This window comes from Brucella sp. TWI432, assembly GCF_039674445.1.
Classification (GTDB): Bacteria; Pseudomonadota; Alphaproteobacteria; order Rhizobiales; family Rhizobiaceae; genus Brucella; species Brucella chromiisoli.
Genome location: NZ_JBDJNL010000005.1, coordinates 1 through 17,332 on the forward strand (window position 1 = coordinate 1; position 17,332 = coordinate 17,332).

A 17,332-nucleotide genomic window follows, 5' to 3' on the forward strand; every position below is an offset into this window, starting at 1 on the left:
ATTCCTCGTTTGCAACCCCGACCAGCCTCTCGGAATGGGGGCTGAACGTCAGCACCTGTCGCATCTCTATTTTGCTGGGAACGTCGCAACTTTAACTTGCTAAAACAAATCTTATAACGGGGTACATTCTATTTTAAACTGCAACATGCCAATGAATTCATGTGGTTAGCCATGGAGGAAATTGGATGTCAAATTGCTATTCACAGATCAACTTGCATGAACGCCGCCGTCTTTTCGAACTTAAACAGCTTAAAGTCCCTCTCGGCGACATTGCGCGGCTGATGGGTCGCCATCGCTCGACGATCTATCGCGAGATCAAACGCAACAGCTTTCGGGACACTGAGATACCAGACTATAATGGCTATCATAGCGTTGTTGCCGACAATATCAGCAAAGACCGCAGAACACGGTTGCGAAAGCTCAGACGTTATCCAGAGCTGCGCAAGTTCGTCATAGAACAATTGGAAGCACATTGGTCGCCGGAACAGATCTGTGGCCGACTGGTTAGTCATGGCCTGAGCGCGATACGTCTATGCGCAGAAACGATCTATCGCTTCATTTATTCAAAGGAAGAATACGCGCTGAAACTGTATGAACACTTGGCCGAGATGCGAACAAAGCGCTGCCCACGTGGCACCAGACGATCGCGCAGTTCCCGCATTCCAGAAGCGTTTCGTATTCATCAACGCCCTGATTTTATTGGTAATCGTCTGCAATTTGGAAATTGGGAAGGTGATTTGATTATCTTTGATCGTGACCTTGGAGAAGCCAATGTCATGACCCTTGTTGAACGCAAAAGTCGTTATTGCGTCATCATTAAAAACAACAGTCGGCATTCAAAGCCTATCATGAATAAAATCATTCAGGCCTTTGCTGCACTGCCTTATCACGCACGTCGAAGTTTTACCTTTGATCGTGGTTCCGAGTTTATGGCGTATCGGGCTTTGGAGGATGGAATGGGGGCAAAAAGCTGGTTTTGCGACCCAAACTCACCCTGGCAGAAAGGCGCAATTGAGAACATCAACAAGCGCATTCGACGGTATTTGCCCAGCAACACGGACCTGACACAAGTCAGCCAGGCACAGTTGACCGCCCTCGCCCATAATCTCAATGCAACACCGCGCAAGTGTCTTGGATTTAAGACACCCGCCGAGGCTTTTGCTACACTTTTGCAGGAAGCAGCTTAATCAGATACCCTCACCGCCGGCATGATGCAGTTGGAGTAGCTTTTCCAGGGGTGGGTTCTTGTTTGAAGTGCGACTTGCAAATGATAACATAGCTTACACAAAGCCTTTATGATCGCAGTGCAGTGGCAATCCGCATGCGGAGCGTCATCAGCGCCGGAACCATTGAAGCTGCCGCTGCAACAGCGATAAAGCCGAGAACAAGCCAGACATCGCTCATCGCAAACTCCACAGGCATTCTGACCGCCGTTGTTGCCGTAAGCCATGATGTGATGGCTTGTGCGACTGCATACCCAATTGCCAGCCCAAGAAATATCCCTAGAAGCAGCAGGAAAAACAACTCACCCCAGACAATTGCCATGATAGAGCGGACCGGCGCACCAAGCGCCCGTAATGCCCCTATCTGACGTTTACGCGCACCAATATGCATCACAGCAACCAGCAACAAGGCGAAAACCACAATGACCTGTGTGCTGATGGCTATACCAAGCAGCAGACTGCGGGCATCCCCCAATGTTGAATAAAGCCGCGTGAGGACCTCTGCCGGAAAGATCGCCAATGTCCGATCAGAGCGATATTCTTGACGCAGCCGGTAAGCATCCGCAATGGTCTTCGGCTTGACGAGAATAGCAGGGATACCTGGGCTATCGGCATCGAAACTCTCGTCAAGGGCGGCATCGGTATTAATCTCGTGATCATGGTCAGCATGAGCGTGCTCGTCATGAGTCTCCATACCATGCAGCTGCCACACTGTGCGAATGGGCACCAGAATGGACCGATCCCATGCCGTGCCTGTCGGTGCCATTTTTCCTGCTACATGATAGCTCAATTCGGTATGTGCGTGTCCGCCGGTTTCGACCGTGCCGTGGATAGGATTGACCTTGGCTCCGACTGGCAGATCGACCGCCGAACCGATAACCGCTTCGCCCAAACGCGAGAATAGCGCGCCTTCGGCAAGTTTCGGCGACAAGGCCGAGATGAGTGCGGTTGTTGTGCCGACAATCGGAAAACCCATTGCGCTGTCACCAAAGCCAATGGGTGCCGCAAAAGCCACGCGATCATCATCGGCAAGCTTACCCAGCATCGCACCAGACATCAGCGGCAAAGGTGATGGTTGCAAAAAGACGGATGACAATGTGAGCTGCGTGTCACTTCCGGCAGCACCGATCACAAGGTCAAACTTGTCCGATGCACGCGCCGTGCCAAGCCGCACCGCCCTCTCCTGCAAAGTGACAACAGAGCTTAAAGCAACCGACAACGCCAAAAGAACTATGATCGCAACGGCACCACTCCAGAAACGGCGTAGATCGGCAAGAATGAATGCAATCATGATAATGCTGTCTCCGCACTGTCCCTTGCAATCCTTCCACCTTCAAGACGAATGCGGCGCTGCAAATATTGCATCAACTGCGGATCATGCGTGACAACAACCAATGTCGCCTTCTCCTCGCTCGCAAGCCGCACCAGAAGCTCTGCAACATCGGCACCGGTTTTCTGATCCAAACTTGCTGTTGGCTCATCAGCCACGATCACACCGGGCTTTGAAAGAAGCGCGCGCGCAATCGCCACGCGCTGCATTTCACCGCGCGACAAGGTTTCGATATGCTGGGCAGGTCGTGCAATACCGACCGTTTCAAGCAATTGAAGAGCCCGTGCGCGATCTTCAGCCTTCACCCTGCCAGTCAGTTTGAGTGGCAAAAGCACGTTGGCCAGCGCTGACAGGCCTGGAAACAGATGGAAATCCTGCATCACAAGCCCGATATTCCGGGCGCGAAAGGCATCGCGCTTGAAGGCAGACAAGCTGCTGATTTCCGTTCCACCCCAGACGACTTTTCCAGTCTTGATCGGCTCAAGGCCAGTTATGGCATTGACCAGCGTGCTTTTGCCCGAGCCAGATGCTCCTGTGATCGCCAGATGACCACCAGCGACCAGATTGAACTTTTCAATGGCAAGAACCGGTAGCTCAAGCCCCGGAAAGCGCACTTCCAGATTGGCAATATCGAGTGACAACCCCAAATGCTTGATAAGGTTCATCATCAGACCGTTTTGAAGGAAGCGTTACGCAGGCGAATTTGACTGACAAAGCCCGTTTCTGGATCGGTCCAGGAGCCATATTCCAGTGTGCCCGATGTCAAGATCGGCGCATTGAACTGCACAAATGTCTGTTTGGACGCCAGATAGACGACGATGATATTATCCGGCCAGTCGGAATCCGACGAGCAAAACGGGCAGATCGACATCGGAATTTCGGTCAGAACGAAGAAATTGGCCTCCGCCTTGAGTGGCGGCGCCATGAACCCGCTGATTGCCACTTCTTTGCCGGAAGCGCTTTTGACCTGATCGGAGAATTCCAGGCCCAGAACGCCAAAGCTTTTATAAAGATTATCGAAGCCAAGCTGCTCCGCGCCATTGGCCTTGTTAGCAATGCACATCAAGGGCACGGTTGCCAATGCGCCAAGCGTGAATTGCCTGCGATTGAAATGCTGTCCTGCGCGCATCTTGTACTCCCGGACTAAATGGACAGGCGGTTTGCCCGCCTGCCCTCATTTCAACGTGATTACTCGGACTTTGTTTTGCCAAGCGCGAAAGTGTCAGCGAGCACGCGGTAAACATCGCTCTGTTCCATGTAGCCACGCAGCTCCTCAGAACCTGGACCCGTTGCCTGCAGAACGACATCGTCGACCGCGTGAACGCCGCTATCATCTTCTTTCGGGATGTTGCCCTGAACAAAGACTGCGCCCGGAACGTCCTTATAGGCTTCATTGGCTACATATTCGCCCTTCTCGTTCTTAACAGCAGGCACGAAAGCGCCATCCATTTTTGGACGGAAGGTTTCATAATGATCCGGGCCATTGTTGGCCGAAAGGAACAGACGACGCGACACGTCGATACGATCCGGGTAACCGTCGCCATTGGTGTCTTCGTAATTCGGGAATCCGGCGGCATCATAAGTGCCGACCTTTTCGCGCATTTCATCCCCCGGCTTTTCATCATCGACCGTACCGATGATCGCAACGCCATGGGTATGATCGCCGGTGACAATGATCAGCGTATCCGGATTCTTTTCAGCAAATTCACGGGCAACCCCAACAGCCTTGTCGAACTCAATGGTTTCGACCAGTGCGCGGTCCCAATCCAGCGGATGACTCATCTTATCCACCGACGCAGCTTCAACCATCAGGAAGAATCCTTCCGGATTTTTGGAGAGCTTTTCGAGAGCAGTCTTGGTCATTTCCACAAGACCCGGCTGGTTCGGGAATTTGTCAACCGTGCCCTTCTTGAGGAATTCACGATCAAGCGTCACATCGAGGTTGCCAGTATGGAAAAGACCGAGCAACTTATCCTGATTGGACGTACCCGATGCAGCAAGCTCATCCTTGCTTGTGACCAGCGCGTAACCGGCATCCTTGAACAACTGGATATAGTCCTTGTCGTCCTTGCGCTTGGAACCCGGAACATCCTTGGCGAGGAAATAAGCCGACCCACCACCCAAAAGCACGTCCGGCTTCACATTATACATCATGCCGACAATATCAGCCTTGTCGGAACGCTTGCGTGTGTGTGCAACCAATGCTGCAGGCGTGGCGTCCTCAAGTTCGGCTGTTGAAACAATGCCAATCGACTTTTTGGTTTCGCGCCGCAGAGCCTCTGCAATGGTTTCGACCTTTGGATCGTCCTGGGTATCAGGCGTGCGGTCAGCATAAACGCCAAGTGCATTCACGCGTGACTTATGCCCCGTCATATAAGCCGACATGGTGTTGGCACTGTCAGTTGCAATCGAATGGGTGGACGATGTGCCAATGAAAGCGACTGGCGGAATATCATCCATGTTGAGGCGGCCATTGGCCTTCCCCTCAGTCATGCCCTTCGACATAATACGGGCACCGGTACGGTGAGCAACCGAGAGACCGTCAGCAAGCAGGAAGATAATATTCTTCGCCTTGGCTTCCTTGCCGGTCGAGTAAACATCCCAGTTGACAGACCTGGTTTCATCACCGGCGGAAACTTCAACCTTATAATCGCCAGCCTTGCCGATCGTCAGGCCACGAAGAATAAGCGCAGAACCCAGAACCTTATCTTCAGCCCCCTTTTCTTCAGCGGTAAAGTCGGCTTTGCTGCCGAATACAGCTTCGTAGTCCTGACCATTGACGGTAACTTTCACGTCCTCGGGCTTCACGACCTTATCGAACTCAACCTTGAAATCGAAAGGCGAATTAACAAGGATTGTCGCCCGGTCAATCGGGTAGACGGTTGCAGCGCCAGCCGCTGTCGTCAGCATGGTTGCGGAGGCAAGAGAGAGAAGCAGTCTGCGCATATCAAGAATCTCCACTGTGTAAAGCGTGTGGAGACGCTGATAAGAAAAATAGATGACACTGGTATAACAGTCGGGCCGTTTAGGCTCAGGACTCATCAACTAAAGCGATTGCGGCAGCATTCTGTGAAAGCCATTCATTTTATTTGATAAAGCAATTAAATCCGCAATATCGCCATTCAGGCTGAGTTCACTATTTAACAGCTAACGATTGTGTGAAGCTGTCGTACTTTGCTCTAAATTAGCAAATATCGATGGTAGCCATCAAGGGACATCACCCAAAGGTGATGTCCGCAATATCCGCCTTTGATAGAGCGGTCTCGGGACAAGCAGAAGCTTCCGAAGCTGCCGCTCTATTTTATTGAATTCTACGCATTTCCTAATGTGAAATCGGCTCACGCTTTTGCTGGAAATGCTCTAAGGAGCTGCGACATGTCTATTCGTTCGAAGCGCTTGATGCTTCTTGCAACGGTCGTCTTACCGGCACTCACAGTATCTATGATTACGCAGCCTGCGCGCGCGGAAACGCCTAATGCACCGATATTGCTTGCGCAAGATAGCAGCGACCAGCCATCAGACGATCAGGGCCTGCAACAACAGCAGGAAGAAGAGCTCAGACGCGCTCAAGAAGAGGCGCGCCGTGCAGCCGAAGAGCAGCAACGTGCGGCGGAGGAAGAAAGCCGCCGTCAGGCAGAGGAACAGCAAAGAGCCGCTCAGGAAGAAGCCGACCGTCAGGCGCAGGAGCAGCAGCGTGCCTCCGAGCAGGCTCAGCGCGAAGCCGCAGAGCAACAGCGGGCAGCTGAACAGCAGCGCTTGAACGAAGAGGAATTGCGCAAGCAGGCCGAGCAGGCGCGTCAGCAAGCTGAAGAACAGCAGCGTGCCGCAGAAGAGGAAATGCGGCGCCGCGCCGATGAAGCGCAAGAGGCCGCACAGGAAGAAGCCAAAAAGCAAGCGCGCGAACAAGAAAAGGCCGTGGAAGAAGCAAAGCGTCAAGCTGCGGAACAGCTGGCCAATGAAGAACAGCAGAAGGCTATCGAGGAGCAGGCCCGCCAAAAGGCTGCTGAAGAAGCAGCAAAACAGGAGGCGGAGAAGCAGCGTTCTGTTGAAACACCGCCCGCACCTGTTGATACTCATGAGCCGGACGCGCCTGTTCGTGAACCAGAGACGAATCCCGAACCGCCCGCACAGTCAGCAGCGCCCGATGAGAACAATCAGGCAGCACCAGAGCAGCGAGCACCGGCGGAAGTGCCAGTGAAAACTCCGACCGAGCAACCAGTCGAACAGCCACGTGCGCAGCAGCAGGACCAACCAGCCGCCCCCACAGAGGCAATCGTTGATCCGCGCACCAATGCGGACAATCAGGAAATAGCCAAAGATCCCGCAAAGACCGACGACACTGTGGTTCTTCCGATCGAAAATGGTGCGGCGATCCTTGACAGCTACAAAGACGCTGACAATCGCGGTGGGCGTCAATCACGCGAGGAGCGCCGCAAACAGCGCGAACAGCAGCGTGCAGCAGAAGAAAACATTGTCCCACCCACAGATGATGCCGCCGCGCAGGTTGCAATTCCTGACGCTCTGAAGGCTGAATTGCCCAAAAGGATGGAAGCAAATCTCAGAGAAGAAGGCGTTCGTAAAGAACAAGCCCCCGTCTTTGCCGTGCCGGACACAACGAATATTATCAACAATACGGTTGTGAATAATACCGTAGTGAATAATACGACTGTCAATAATGTAAACAACGTCAATAACAACGTGACGAATGTTAAAGTTATAGAGCAGGTAGACAATCGCGTCATTCTGGAAACTGGAGATCGTATCTTTGTACGTGGGGATGACCGCCCTCGCCTGCGTCGCGATGCCAAACGTTCCTATTATGACGAACTCCCCGGTGGACGCTTGCGCGAAACAATCGTGCGCCCTGACGGTTATGAAATCGTGACTGTTTATAATCGCTATGGCGATATTATTCAGCGATCCCGTATAGATGATGATGGCAATGAATATCTGATGATGTATGCGCCTGACTATGATGATGGGCCGCGCGCGGCAATTGTCGATGTGGGCTACGATCTGCCGCCGATGCGTCTGACTGTGCCGGTTCGTGATTATATCATCGATGTTGCCGACGATCCCGATCGGGACTTCTATAATTTCCTCGCAAGGCCGCCTGTGGAGCGCATCGAACGCGTCTATACAATTGACGAAGTCAGACACTCAGCGCGTCTACGCGATAAGGTGCGTCGTATCGATCTTGATACAATTCACTTTGCAACAGGCAGTGCGGAGATATCGCTGTCTCAGGCCAAAACCCTGCGCAAAGTTGCGGATGCAATGCATAAAGTGCTTCAGAAAGATCCCGGAGAAACCTTCTTCATTGAAGGTCACACAGACGCGGTCGGTTCGGATTTGTCCAACCTTATTCTCTCTGACAAGCGATCAGAATCGGTTGCGAGCCTGTTAACCGAAGTCTATGACATCCCGGCTGAAAACCTGGTAACGCAAGGCTATGGGGAACGCTTTCTGAAAATCCGCACGCAATCTGCGGAACAGGAAAATCGACGTGTTACGATCCGCCGCGTTACGCCGCTGATACGTCCTGTCGCCCAACGGTAATGAAACCCAAGCACAGGGTCAGGCATCCGCCCTGCCCTGTGCTTGGGATCAGATCGCTGCCGTCATAAAACTGAAGCCACGCGCGACGGCGTCGGATTCATATGTTCAACAACGATCAATTGATCAAACTCGCCGCGCTTAAAGGCGCGCAGAAAACGCTCGTAGTTCTTGAACACAACGCAGCCGTTGGAATCGCCATTTCGTCCCAGCATATAGGTATGCGCAAGAAGACCATCGCGATTATGTGGATTGCGGCCATCAACCGGCGTCAGGCGAATTGCTGCCACACCATGAAACAAGCTTTCGCGCATCCGCAAATTGTAAGTATGCGGTGGTGTTGCACCACGGTTTTTCTGTGTGACAGAACGCGGATTATCGCGCATCGGGCCAATGCCTGAATGCGCCTCCAGTTTTTCACCGTTCGGCAAATAGACGGTTGCGGCAGAAATATCATAAATCGCTGCATGCTTAGCAGTCGGTGATCGAAACAATCGTCTGAGAAGGCCCTCGTGCTTTGGCTCTTCGGTCTTTTCAGTCGCCGGTGCGTAGGCCAGTTTTGCAGCCTCTTGCTTGCGCGGCTGTGCAACAACTGGCTTACGCGACGGCAGCGGTACATCTTCAGGCACAAACAATTCAGGCGCTGCTTTAGCAGAAGCCTGCAGTGGAACCCGATCAGGAGCAGTTTGAGGGACAACTGTCACCGCCGGGCTTGCTTCGGCTGCCGGAGTAAACGGCACGCGCTCAGCGCGAGGTTCGATTATGGGCGCCACTGCTGCCGGCTTTTCTTCAACGATACCTTCGGCGCCGATATCAGCAATAATATTGGCATCGTGATCCAGCTTGTTACGATGCCAATCGAGATTGGAATAAGGCATATTGGCAGTATAGGCTTCGATAAAACGTTGACGGATCACATGATCTATACCGATTTTGTGATTAACCACTCCAAGCTGTCGTGGCATGGCTTCGGGTAAACGTCGCATAACCGGGGCGAAAGGTACAAAAGCAGGCAAAACCGCTTCCATAACGCCGAATGCCCCTATCATGCAGCTGCCTGCAATCAGCCCGGCACAGGTAAATGTAACAAAACGCGCCAGTTTGCTGCGCTGCTGTGCAGTAAAGGGTTTCCAGATATTTATATTAAACTGAAATCTTGAATCAAATGTATCTGTAACCAGCGCCATTGTACTAAACCCGAATAAAATAAAATTTCGAGCCAGCCCTTTGCAACAAGAATTCGACGAAAAAGCGAATAGGCTTGCTTCGAAGCGCTGACTGGAAAGCCATGCCCAGCATGAAGAATTATGGTAACTAAATTATTTACGCTCCGAATTTTAGCAGGAGATATAACGAAATTTTGCTCAACAATTATATCAAGCCGTGAGAAGATAATCAGCATGGACGGCACTCGGGAACTCGTGTCCTTCAACACCCACCCGATTACGGCCTCGCTTTTTTACGCGCATCAAAGCTATATCGGCGCGCTCGGCGGCTGCCCATAACGTCTCACGTTGGCGCAGCATTGCAATACCGAAACTGCTGGTCGCCCGGCGCCCAGGAGGCAAAACCGAAAAAGGATAGCGCGCAATTTTGTTGCAAAGCCTATTGCCGAACATTTCACATTGCTCCGGTGTACCTTTTACAAGCAATAGAAACTCCTCCCCGCCAATGCGAGCAACGATACTGCTGCCATCTGCGATGCTGCGTAGCAGGTTTGAAAACTCTATCAGCAATTGATCACCGGCGGCATGACCGAAGTCATCGTTAATTGCCTTGAAATGATCAATGTCAGCCATGATAATGGCATGATTTTGGTAATCCTCCGTGGCTAGCCACTTGTTTGCATATCGTTCGAGTCCGCGGCGGTTGAGGATACCGGTCATGGGATCTGCATCCCGCTCATGCTGCAATTCGTTGATGACATCAGAGGTTGCGACCACCAAAATCAGAAGACCTAACAATACCCCTGCGAAGGAAAGTCCGATCGTGGCGATCCCCCAATACCGCGACTCAACAAGCTGCTCAGGGCTTAAGACGTCATTGAGCATTCCAATTGTGAAAACACTGCGCAAAAAGAAATGGGCTGCGAAAACAATCAGCGCATCGTGAAAAATACGCTCAACCCAATCGCCTTTGCGCCATTCCCGAGACTTGAAACAAAGAATGGTCAGCAAAGAGCCCAAGCCAAAGTTGGCAGCTGTTGCCATGTCCCCGTATGGCATGCCCGCATGCGTCATATAACCGATACTAATCAGCGTTATTGCGCAGATGAAGCTACCTGCAAATGGTGAAAACTGCTTCCCAAGCCGCAGCATGACCGCTTCGCAAAACATAAGACAGGCAGCAAGATAAAACGCCGTTGCCACAAGGGCCGCAACCTCAAGGCGCGGAAAAACCTGCAATATCTGGACCAGTAACCCACATGTGAAAGTTGCAAAGCTCAATCCGAAAAACAGCATATGCCTGCGCTTCATATCCAGCATCCATACGCCGCATATCGTCGTTGCAAATAGCATGATCAGCAAAGGTGGGACGAACTTCACGTGTAATCCTGCAGGTTAAAAAACAGTTAAAAATTCAAATTCAATGTTACTTCGAACGATATACAATTTAGAAAGTCAAGTTAACTTTTGTTGATTATAAGTAGATCTGAATTTAAGTTTCAGATTATATTTTATAAGTGAAAACTAATAATTGATGATAAACAATCATATCGAACGGGCACATGATCATCGGGGTGTCTTTTATGGAATTTTTTATCCACAGATACAGTAAGTGATCATGTCTGCGGCGTAGCGATTTCTCAGCATCTATTCATCGGGATTGAAATTGACGCTTTGAATCTCGTCCGACATTTGTGCGGCCCTCTCGCCAACAGGTGCCCAGTGGAGCCAAGTCACCGGTATTACCTGTTACTAATTATATTGCGGGCTTGGTACAGAGTTAACAAAATGCCATTTTATTGCTTCACGCCTTGTCCATCCCAAAGGGCATAAGGATGCTGCCTTATTGCGGAGAAATGAAATGCGCCATCAGTTCGACCTCTTTACTCCTCCCGTTGTGGATGAGGAAAAACGGACAGCACGGCGCCCTGCCCGCGCCAGAACCGGAAAAATGACGGGTCCTGATGAAGCGGAAATGGTCAAACTTCTTAAAGACAGCGGGCGTTACCGCATATTACAGCGCCTTGATCCACCGCCGATCGTGCCAGATGCTGATAAGCTCGCTTTTCCAAGGCTTGGCGTTGTGGTCGATACGGAAACAACAGGGCTGAGTGCCGCGCAGGAAGAAATTATCGAAATTGGTGCAGTGGCCTTCCGCTATGCAGATGATGGATCAATTGGTGATGTCTGCGCAACTTTTAGCGCCTTGCAGGAGCCATCGAAGCCCATTCCGGCAGAAATAACCCGCATCACTGGCATTACGGATGAAATGGTTGCAGGACAGATTATTCCGCGCGCAAAGCTGGAAGCGCTGATCTCTCAAGCTGACATTATCATCGCGCACAATGCGGGCTTTGACCGGCCTTTTCTGGAGCGTTTTTCGCCGGTTTTCGAGAACAAGCCCTGGGCCTGTTCGGTCAAGGAAATCGATTGGACGGCACGCGGGTTTGAAGGAACCAAGCTCGGCTATCTGATCGGCCAGAGCGGATATTTCCATAATGGTCACCGGGCCGAAGATGATTGTCAGGCGCTGCTTGCCGTTTTGAAGGAAAAATCGGGAAAGACCACTCCTTTTGCCGAATTGCTCAAATCAAGCCAGAAATCGCGGCTGCGAATTTATGCCGAAAACAGCCCTTTTGAAATGAAAGACAAGCTGAAAGAGCGCCGCTATCGCTGGTCAGATGGTAGCGATGGACGTCCGAAATCCTGGTGGACAGAAATCGGGGAAGATGAACTCGAGGCCGAACTCGAATATTTGCGCACGGAGATTTACGCGTGGCGCGATGCCGATCCGCTGATCCAGAAGCTCACCGCAGTGGATCGTTATAAAGAACGTTCGCCAATCAGACCAAAATAAGAAAAAGGCCGCATGACGCGGCCATTTTCTATCCTGCAATGATGGGCCATGGCTTTTGCCCTGGTCGCATATCCTCATAAGCTTTTGCAAGCCGAAGCACGCCCAGATCATCAAAGCGCTGTCCGAAAATCTGCAATCCGATCGGCAATCCCTTCGACGTATAGCCGCAATTGATTGAAATTGCTGGCTGCTCCGACATATTCATCGCAACGGTAAATGCGATATGCTCGAACGGACGCTGCGGATCATTGACAGGAGAAGCCCATTCCGCCGGATAGGTCGGCATCGGCGAGGTTGGCGAAAGAATAAAATCGAAGTTTTGGGATGCGGCCAATGCTGCGTAGCGCATAGCATCAATCTGCGCAAAGCCCGTATAGACTTCTTCGCCGGTCAGCGATTTCGCAGTTTCCGTCCATTGATAAATATAAGGCAGGATTTTAGCGCGATTTTCCGGCGTCATTTTCGAAACATCTGCCCATGAGCGGGCACGCCAGAAGCGATCAAGACCGTCAATCATGGTGCGATTGAGGAAAGGCTCAACCGGCTCGATAATCGCTCCTGCATCCGCAAAAGCTTTGGCTGCGGCCTCAACGGCCAAACGGGTTTCCTCACCGGTTGTTTCGCCAAAACCGGCATCAAGCCAAAGTCCAATCTTTAGGCCCTTCACATCGATATTGAGGTCCATCCAGTCAATATCCTGATAAGGAAGGCTCATGGCATCGCGGCGATCGGGTCTCGAAAGCACCGACATGTAAAGCGCATTATCAGCAACAGTTCGCGTCATTGGCCCTGCAACGCGGCCAAGAAATGCCGGATCAATCGGAATACGTCCAAAAGACGGTTTTAGGCCAACCAGTCCGCACCAGCCTGCTGGCAAACGAATGGAGCCGCCAATGTCGGTCCCGATGTGCAATGGGCCGTAACCTGCCGCCCCTGCACTGCCTGCACCGGCACTTGAACCACCCGGATTGGTAGTCAGATCCCATGGATTGCGTGCAAGTTTATGAAAGCTCGAAAGACCCGACGAGAGCATGCCAAGATCAGGCATGGTTGTTTTTGCCAAAAGCACACCACCGGACTCGCGGGTGCGTGCTGCGGGCGGGGCATCAACCGCAGCAGGCTTAAGCGGCAATGCCGCACAACCAAGCGGCACGGCTGTGCCTTGCGTGGCAATGTTTTCCTTGATCGTCAGCGGCACACCGTCAATCGGACCGGCAGGTGTCGCCTTCGCCCAACGCTCTTCTGAAGCTTTTGCCGATGCAAGTGCTGCATCAGGATCATAAGCCCAAAGCGCATTCAGCTTTGGCTCATAAGCTTCGATACGCTCAATAACGGCTTGCGTAACCTCAACGGGTGAAAGGGATTTGGCGTTATAAGCGGAGACGAGTTCGACGGCTGACAAATCGGCAAGTTCAGACATGGTGTTCCCTTATTTCATTCCGGCAATCTGAGTGTAGAATCAACGCGCCGTGCGCGTTTGCGGCGTCCTGCAAACGGCTTGGGCACAGCATCGACAAGCGCGCGCGTATAATCATGCTGCGGGTTGTCGAAGACTTCGTTCGTCGGTCCCTGTTCGACAATATTGCCGTGATAAATCACGGCCACGCGGTCGGTGATTGCGCGCACAACGCCAAGATCATGGCTGATAAACAGATAGCTGAGGCCAAATTTTTCCTGCAAATCCATCATCAGATTAAGAACCTGCGCCTGAATAGAAACATCAAGCGCCGAAACGGGTTCGTCAGCAACGATGAGCGCGGGTTTGGTGATCAATGCGCGAGCGATTGCGATACGCTGGCGTTGTCCGCCAGAAAACTCATGCGGATATTTTTCGGCGGAAGCTTTCGGCAGGCCAACGGCTTCCAGCACTTCCGCCACGCGCTCATCACGCTCTTTGCTACTTGTGCCGCGCTCCAGAGACACAATCGGCTCTGAAATAATGCGCCTGACCGTATGGCGCGGGTCAAGAGAGCCATAAGGGTCTTGAAAAATTGCCTGAAACCCTTTTCTCGCTTCGCGCAGGCTGGAACGATCAAGGGCGTAAATATCCTGACCATTGATCAGAATCTGGCCCGACTGCGGACGTTCCAATCCCATGACGGCACGTGCGAGCGTGGACTTTCCCGATCCACTTTCACCAACGATACCAAGGCTTTGTCCGGCTTCAATCTCGACATTCACACCATGCAGAACACGCAGTGATCCGGGTTTCGAAAGAAAGGATGGGCGCGGCAGCTGATATTCGCGCACGACATCGCGAACCTGCAAAATCATTTTGTTCATGCGATCACCTCGCCTTCGCATGGATGAAGACAGGCGGCACGATGGCTTATTCCTTCGCTTTCACCAATAAGATCAAGCGGTGGAATGATTTGACGACAGTCACCTTCGACAAAAGCACATCGATCCGCGAAGCTGCAATAAGGCGGCCGTGCCAGCGGGTCTGGCACAACGCCCGGAATTGCGGCAAGGCGCTGTCGCGGCTGTGAATGATCTCTCACAAGATTAGCCCCATGAGGAGAAGCTGCGAAAAGGCCCCGCGCATAAGGATGCGCCATGCGATGAAATACAGCGTCCGTTTGGCCAGTTTCGACAATGCGTCCTGCATACATGACGGCAATGCGGTCGGTCATTTCTGAAACCACGCCAAGATCATGGGTGATCAGCATCAGGGCCGTTCCAGTTTCATTGATCAGATCATCCATCAGATCAAGGATTTGCGCCTGAACAGTCACATCGAGCGCTGTTGTTGGTTCGTCGGCGATCAGCAGATCAGGCTCGCAGGCAATCGCCATGGCAATCATCACGCGTTGGCGCTGGCCACCTGAAAGCTGATGCGGATAAAGATCAAGATTAAAGCGCGGTGCAGGCAAACCAACGCGGTCGAGAAGCTGGCGCGCTTTGCGCTCCGCGTCAGCTCGGCTTTCACCCAAATGCAGTCGACGTCCTTCTGCAATTTGTGCGCCGATGGATTTAACCGGATTGAGCGCGGTCATCGGCTCCTGAAAGATCATCGCCATGCGCCGTCCGCGCATTTTACAAAGCTGCGCTTCCGGCATATTCGCCAGATCCTGACCATTGAAACGCAATGTGCCACGCACCCGCATTCGGTCAGGCAGCAGGCCCATGGCGGCAAGGGCTGTGATGGACTTGCCGCTGCCGGATTCTCCGACAATTCCAAGCCGTTCGCCGCGATTAAGCGTAAGCGTGATGTCCGACACGATGTCAGCCGTGCGCACGCCAAATGGCAATTCGACGGACATGTTGTCCATTTCAAGCAAAGGTGTGGTCATCTCTGCCTCCTCACGCGTGGGTCAAGCACGTCACGCAAACCATCACCCAGCATATTCAGACCCAGAACTGCGAAGGTGATCGCAAGGCCGGGGAAAATTGCGAGCCACGGCGCGTCATAGATAAATGTCTGCGCATCATTGAGCATCTTGCCCCAGCTTGGCATTGGTGGCTGCGTTCCAAGTCCAACATAAGACAGGCCGGCTTCGGCAACGATTGCGAGTGCGAACTGGATTGTTGCCTGCACAATCAACACATGGTTGATATTGGGCAGTACATGCAAAAGCGTGATCGATATATCGCCGCGCCCTGCGCAGCGCGCTGCCTGCACATATTCGCGTTTCCATAGGCCGAGTGATGCACCACGTGTGACACGGGCAAAGACCGGAATATTAAAAATACCAATGGCAATCATTGCATTAACCGCACCGGGGCCAAAAATGGCCGTGATGATGACGGCGGTCAGCAATGCCGGAAATGCAAAGGCCAGATCGGTCATGCGCATCACAAAACCATCGATCATTCCGCCGCGCGCCGCAGCAAACGCTCCAAGCGGAATGCCAATACCCGCGCCAACCAACACGGCAATAAGTGACACAGCGATGGAATTGCGCGCACCAACCATGATCATCGAAAAGACATCACGGCCAAAATTATCTGTGCCAAACAGATGCGTAAGGCTTGGCCCTTGCAATTTTTCGCGGAAATTCATGGCGGTTGGCGAATAGGGCGTCCAAAAATAGGACGCGACAGCCATTGCCACCAGAATAACTGTAATCAACGCGCCAATCATAAGGCTACGGCTTAAAAACAATGTCCGAAAGCGGTTTGGTTTGGCGGACACCTGAACATCACTCATCGGTTGCCTCCTGTCGAAAGGCGGGGATCAATGAAGCCATAGACCAGATCAACAATGAAATTGACGGTAATCACAGATGCGGCGAGCAGCGTTACCAGTGATTGCACGGTCACAAGATCGCGTTGTGCAATCGCCTGAAACACCAGACGCCCCAGGCCAGGGAGATTAAAAACATTCTCGATGATGATGGTTCCCGCCAGCAGGAATGAAAATTGCAGGCCGATGATGGTGACAACGGGGATCAGTGCATTGGGTACCGCATGCCGCCAGAGTGCCGCCTTACGTGTCAGCCCCTTGGCGCGCGCGGTGCGTACAAAATCTTCGCCCAATGTTTCAATCACCGCCGAGCGTGTGACACGGGCAAGGATGGCGGCAAGCGGCAAAGCAAGAGCCAGAGCAGGCAAAAACAACGACCGAAGGCCGTTCAAGACCCCATCTTCCCAGCCAGCGAAACCCGAAGCCGGGAACCATCCAAGCTGCAAAGCAAACAAAAGGATGAGAAGCAGTCCGAGCCAAAAATTTGGAATAGCAACGCCAACCTGTGCCACGCCCATGGAAAGGACATCGCCAGTCTTGCCGCGTTTTGATGCTGCATAAACGCCCACCGGAATGGCAACTGCCACCGAAAGCAACATGGAAAGCAAAGCCAGCGGCAGCGTGACCATGATGCGCGGGCCGAGCAATTCACTGATCGGCACTGAATAGGTGTAACTTGTGCCGAAATCACCTTTCAGAAAGCCACCGATCCACGAAAGATAGCGCCACCAGAGCGGCTGATCGAGGCCCAGCTGCTGATGCAATGCAGCCAGTGTTTCCGGCTGCGCATTGATCCCGAGGATCACGGCTGCGGGATCTCCCGGCAAAACCTGCATTAGCAAAAAGACGATGACGGAAGCCGCAAGCGTCGTAAGTAAGAGCGATACGAACCGCCCGGATATATAAGCCAGCAATGCGACCTCCTTGGAAAGCAGGATTTCCCACTTTCCACATTCCAATCTGCCAAGCGCCTTCCCCTTGTTTTTATGGAGCGCATAGCCATTCTTCGTGTCA

Annotated in this window: 14 protein-coding genes; 3 read left to right on the forward strand and 11 right to left on the reverse strand. The window is 52.4% G+C overall.

Features of this window, described 5'->3' with window-relative positions:
* Nucleotides 1-185 precede the first annotated feature (185 nt).
* A complete protein-coding gene (locus ABE527_RS09715; protein WP_499695722.1) occupies nucleotides 186-1,187 on the forward strand; it encodes an IS30 family transposase in 1,002 nt (333 codons plus the stop codon).
* A 106-nt stretch (nucleotides 1,188-1,293) separates the two neighbouring features.
* On the opposite strand, the gene ABE527_RS09720 is transcribed toward ABE527_RS09715, so the two are convergent.
* The 4 genes from ABE527_RS09720 to ABE527_RS09735 are packed head-to-tail and all read right to left on the reverse strand — an operon-like array spanning nucleotide 1,294 to nucleotide 5,499.
* Complete coding sequence (locus ABE527_RS09720) at nucleotides 1,294-2,514, reverse strand: ABC transporter permease (protein WP_499696788.1); 1,221 nt, start codon at nucleotides 2,512-2,514, stop codon at nucleotides 1,294-1,296.
* Nucleotides 2,511-3,221 (reverse strand): ABC transporter ATP-binding protein, encoded by a 711-nt coding sequence (locus ABE527_RS09725; RefSeq protein WP_499696789.1) that lies wholly within the window; start codon nucleotides 3,219-3,221, stop codon nucleotides 2,511-2,513. Before ABE527_RS09725 ends, ABE527_RS09720 begins: the two co-directional genes overlap by 4 nt.
* Nucleotides 3,221-3,682 carry a hypothetical protein gene (locus ABE527_RS09730; RefSeq protein WP_265984268.1) on the reverse strand — a complete coding sequence of 154 codons (462 nt, stop codon included), beginning with the start codon at nucleotides 3,680-3,682 and terminating at the stop codon, nucleotides 3,221-3,223. The genes ABE527_RS09725 and ABE527_RS09730 overlap by 1 nt, the downstream gene beginning before the upstream one ends.
* Before the next feature lie 59 nt (nucleotides 3,683-3,741).
* Nucleotides 3,742-5,499, reverse strand: coding sequence for an alkaline phosphatase (locus tag ABE527_RS09735; RefSeq protein WP_499696790.1), 1,758 nt, complete (start codon nucleotides 5,497-5,499; stop codon nucleotides 3,742-3,744).
* A gap of 429 nt (nucleotides 5,500-5,928) precedes the next feature.
* Here ABE527_RS09735 and ABE527_RS09740 point away from each other — a divergent pair, with 429 nt between their 5' ends.
* Nucleotides 5,929-8,112, forward strand: a complete 2,184-nt coding sequence (locus tag ABE527_RS09740; RefSeq protein ID WP_499696791.1) for an OmpA family protein — start codon at nucleotides 5,929-5,931, stop codon at nucleotides 8,110-8,112.
* A 62-nt stretch (nucleotides 8,113-8,174) separates the two neighbouring features.
* Here the strand turns inward: ABE527_RS09740 and ABE527_RS09745 are convergent, their stop codons facing one another.
* A complete protein-coding gene (locus ABE527_RS09745; RefSeq protein ID WP_265984271.1) occupies nucleotides 8,175-9,296 on the reverse strand; it encodes a DUF2778 domain-containing protein in 1,122 nt (373 codons plus the stop codon).
* 189 nt (nucleotides 9,297-9,485) lie between these two features.
* Nucleotides 9,486-10,655, reverse strand: coding sequence for a GGDEF domain-containing protein (locus ABE527_RS09750; protein ID WP_499696792.1), 1,170 nt, complete (start codon nucleotides 10,653-10,655; stop codon nucleotides 9,486-9,488).
* 481 nt (nucleotides 10,656-11,136) lie between these two features.
* On the opposite strand from ABE527_RS09750, the gene ABE527_RS09755 reads away from it, so the two are divergent.
* Nucleotides 11,137-12,132, forward strand: a complete 996-nt coding sequence (locus ABE527_RS09755) for a 3'-5' exonuclease (RefSeq protein WP_499696793.1) — start codon at nucleotides 11,137-11,139, stop codon at nucleotides 12,130-12,132.
* 28 nt (nucleotides 12,133-12,160) lie between these two features.
* On the opposite strand, the gene ABE527_RS09760 is transcribed toward ABE527_RS09755, so the two are convergent.
* The 5 genes from ABE527_RS09760 to ABE527_RS09780 are packed head-to-tail and all read right to left on the reverse strand — an operon-like array spanning nucleotide 12,161 to nucleotide 17,232.
* Nucleotides 12,161-13,552, reverse strand: a complete 1,392-nt coding sequence (locus tag ABE527_RS09760) for an amidase (RefSeq protein ID WP_499696794.1) — start codon at nucleotides 13,550-13,552, stop codon at nucleotides 12,161-12,163.
* Between the two features lie 14 nt (nucleotides 13,553-13,566).
* On the reverse strand, nucleotides 13,567-14,415 hold the full coding sequence (locus ABE527_RS09765; RefSeq protein ID WP_499696795.1) for an ATP-binding cassette domain-containing protein: 849 nt from the start codon (nucleotides 14,413-14,415) through the stop codon (nucleotides 13,567-13,569).
* The gene (locus tag ABE527_RS09770; RefSeq protein ID WP_499696796.1) at nucleotides 14,412-15,425 is read right to left on the reverse strand and encodes an ABC transporter ATP-binding protein; all 1,014 of its coding nucleotides are present in this window, start codon (nucleotides 15,423-15,425) and stop codon (nucleotides 14,412-14,414) included. Before ABE527_RS09770 ends, ABE527_RS09765 begins: the two co-directional genes overlap by 4 nt.
* On the reverse strand, nucleotides 15,422-16,282 hold the full coding sequence (locus ABE527_RS09775) for an ABC transporter permease (protein WP_499696797.1): 861 nt from the start codon (nucleotides 16,280-16,282) through the stop codon (nucleotides 15,422-15,424). The genes ABE527_RS09770 and ABE527_RS09775 overlap by 4 nt, the downstream gene beginning before the upstream one ends.
* Entirely contained in the window at nucleotides 16,279-17,232 is a 954-nt protein-coding gene (locus ABE527_RS09780) for an ABC transporter permease (protein ID WP_499696798.1), read from the reverse strand. Before ABE527_RS09780 ends, ABE527_RS09775 begins: the two co-directional genes overlap by 4 nt.
* Nucleotides 17,233-17,332 lie beyond the last annotated feature (100 nt).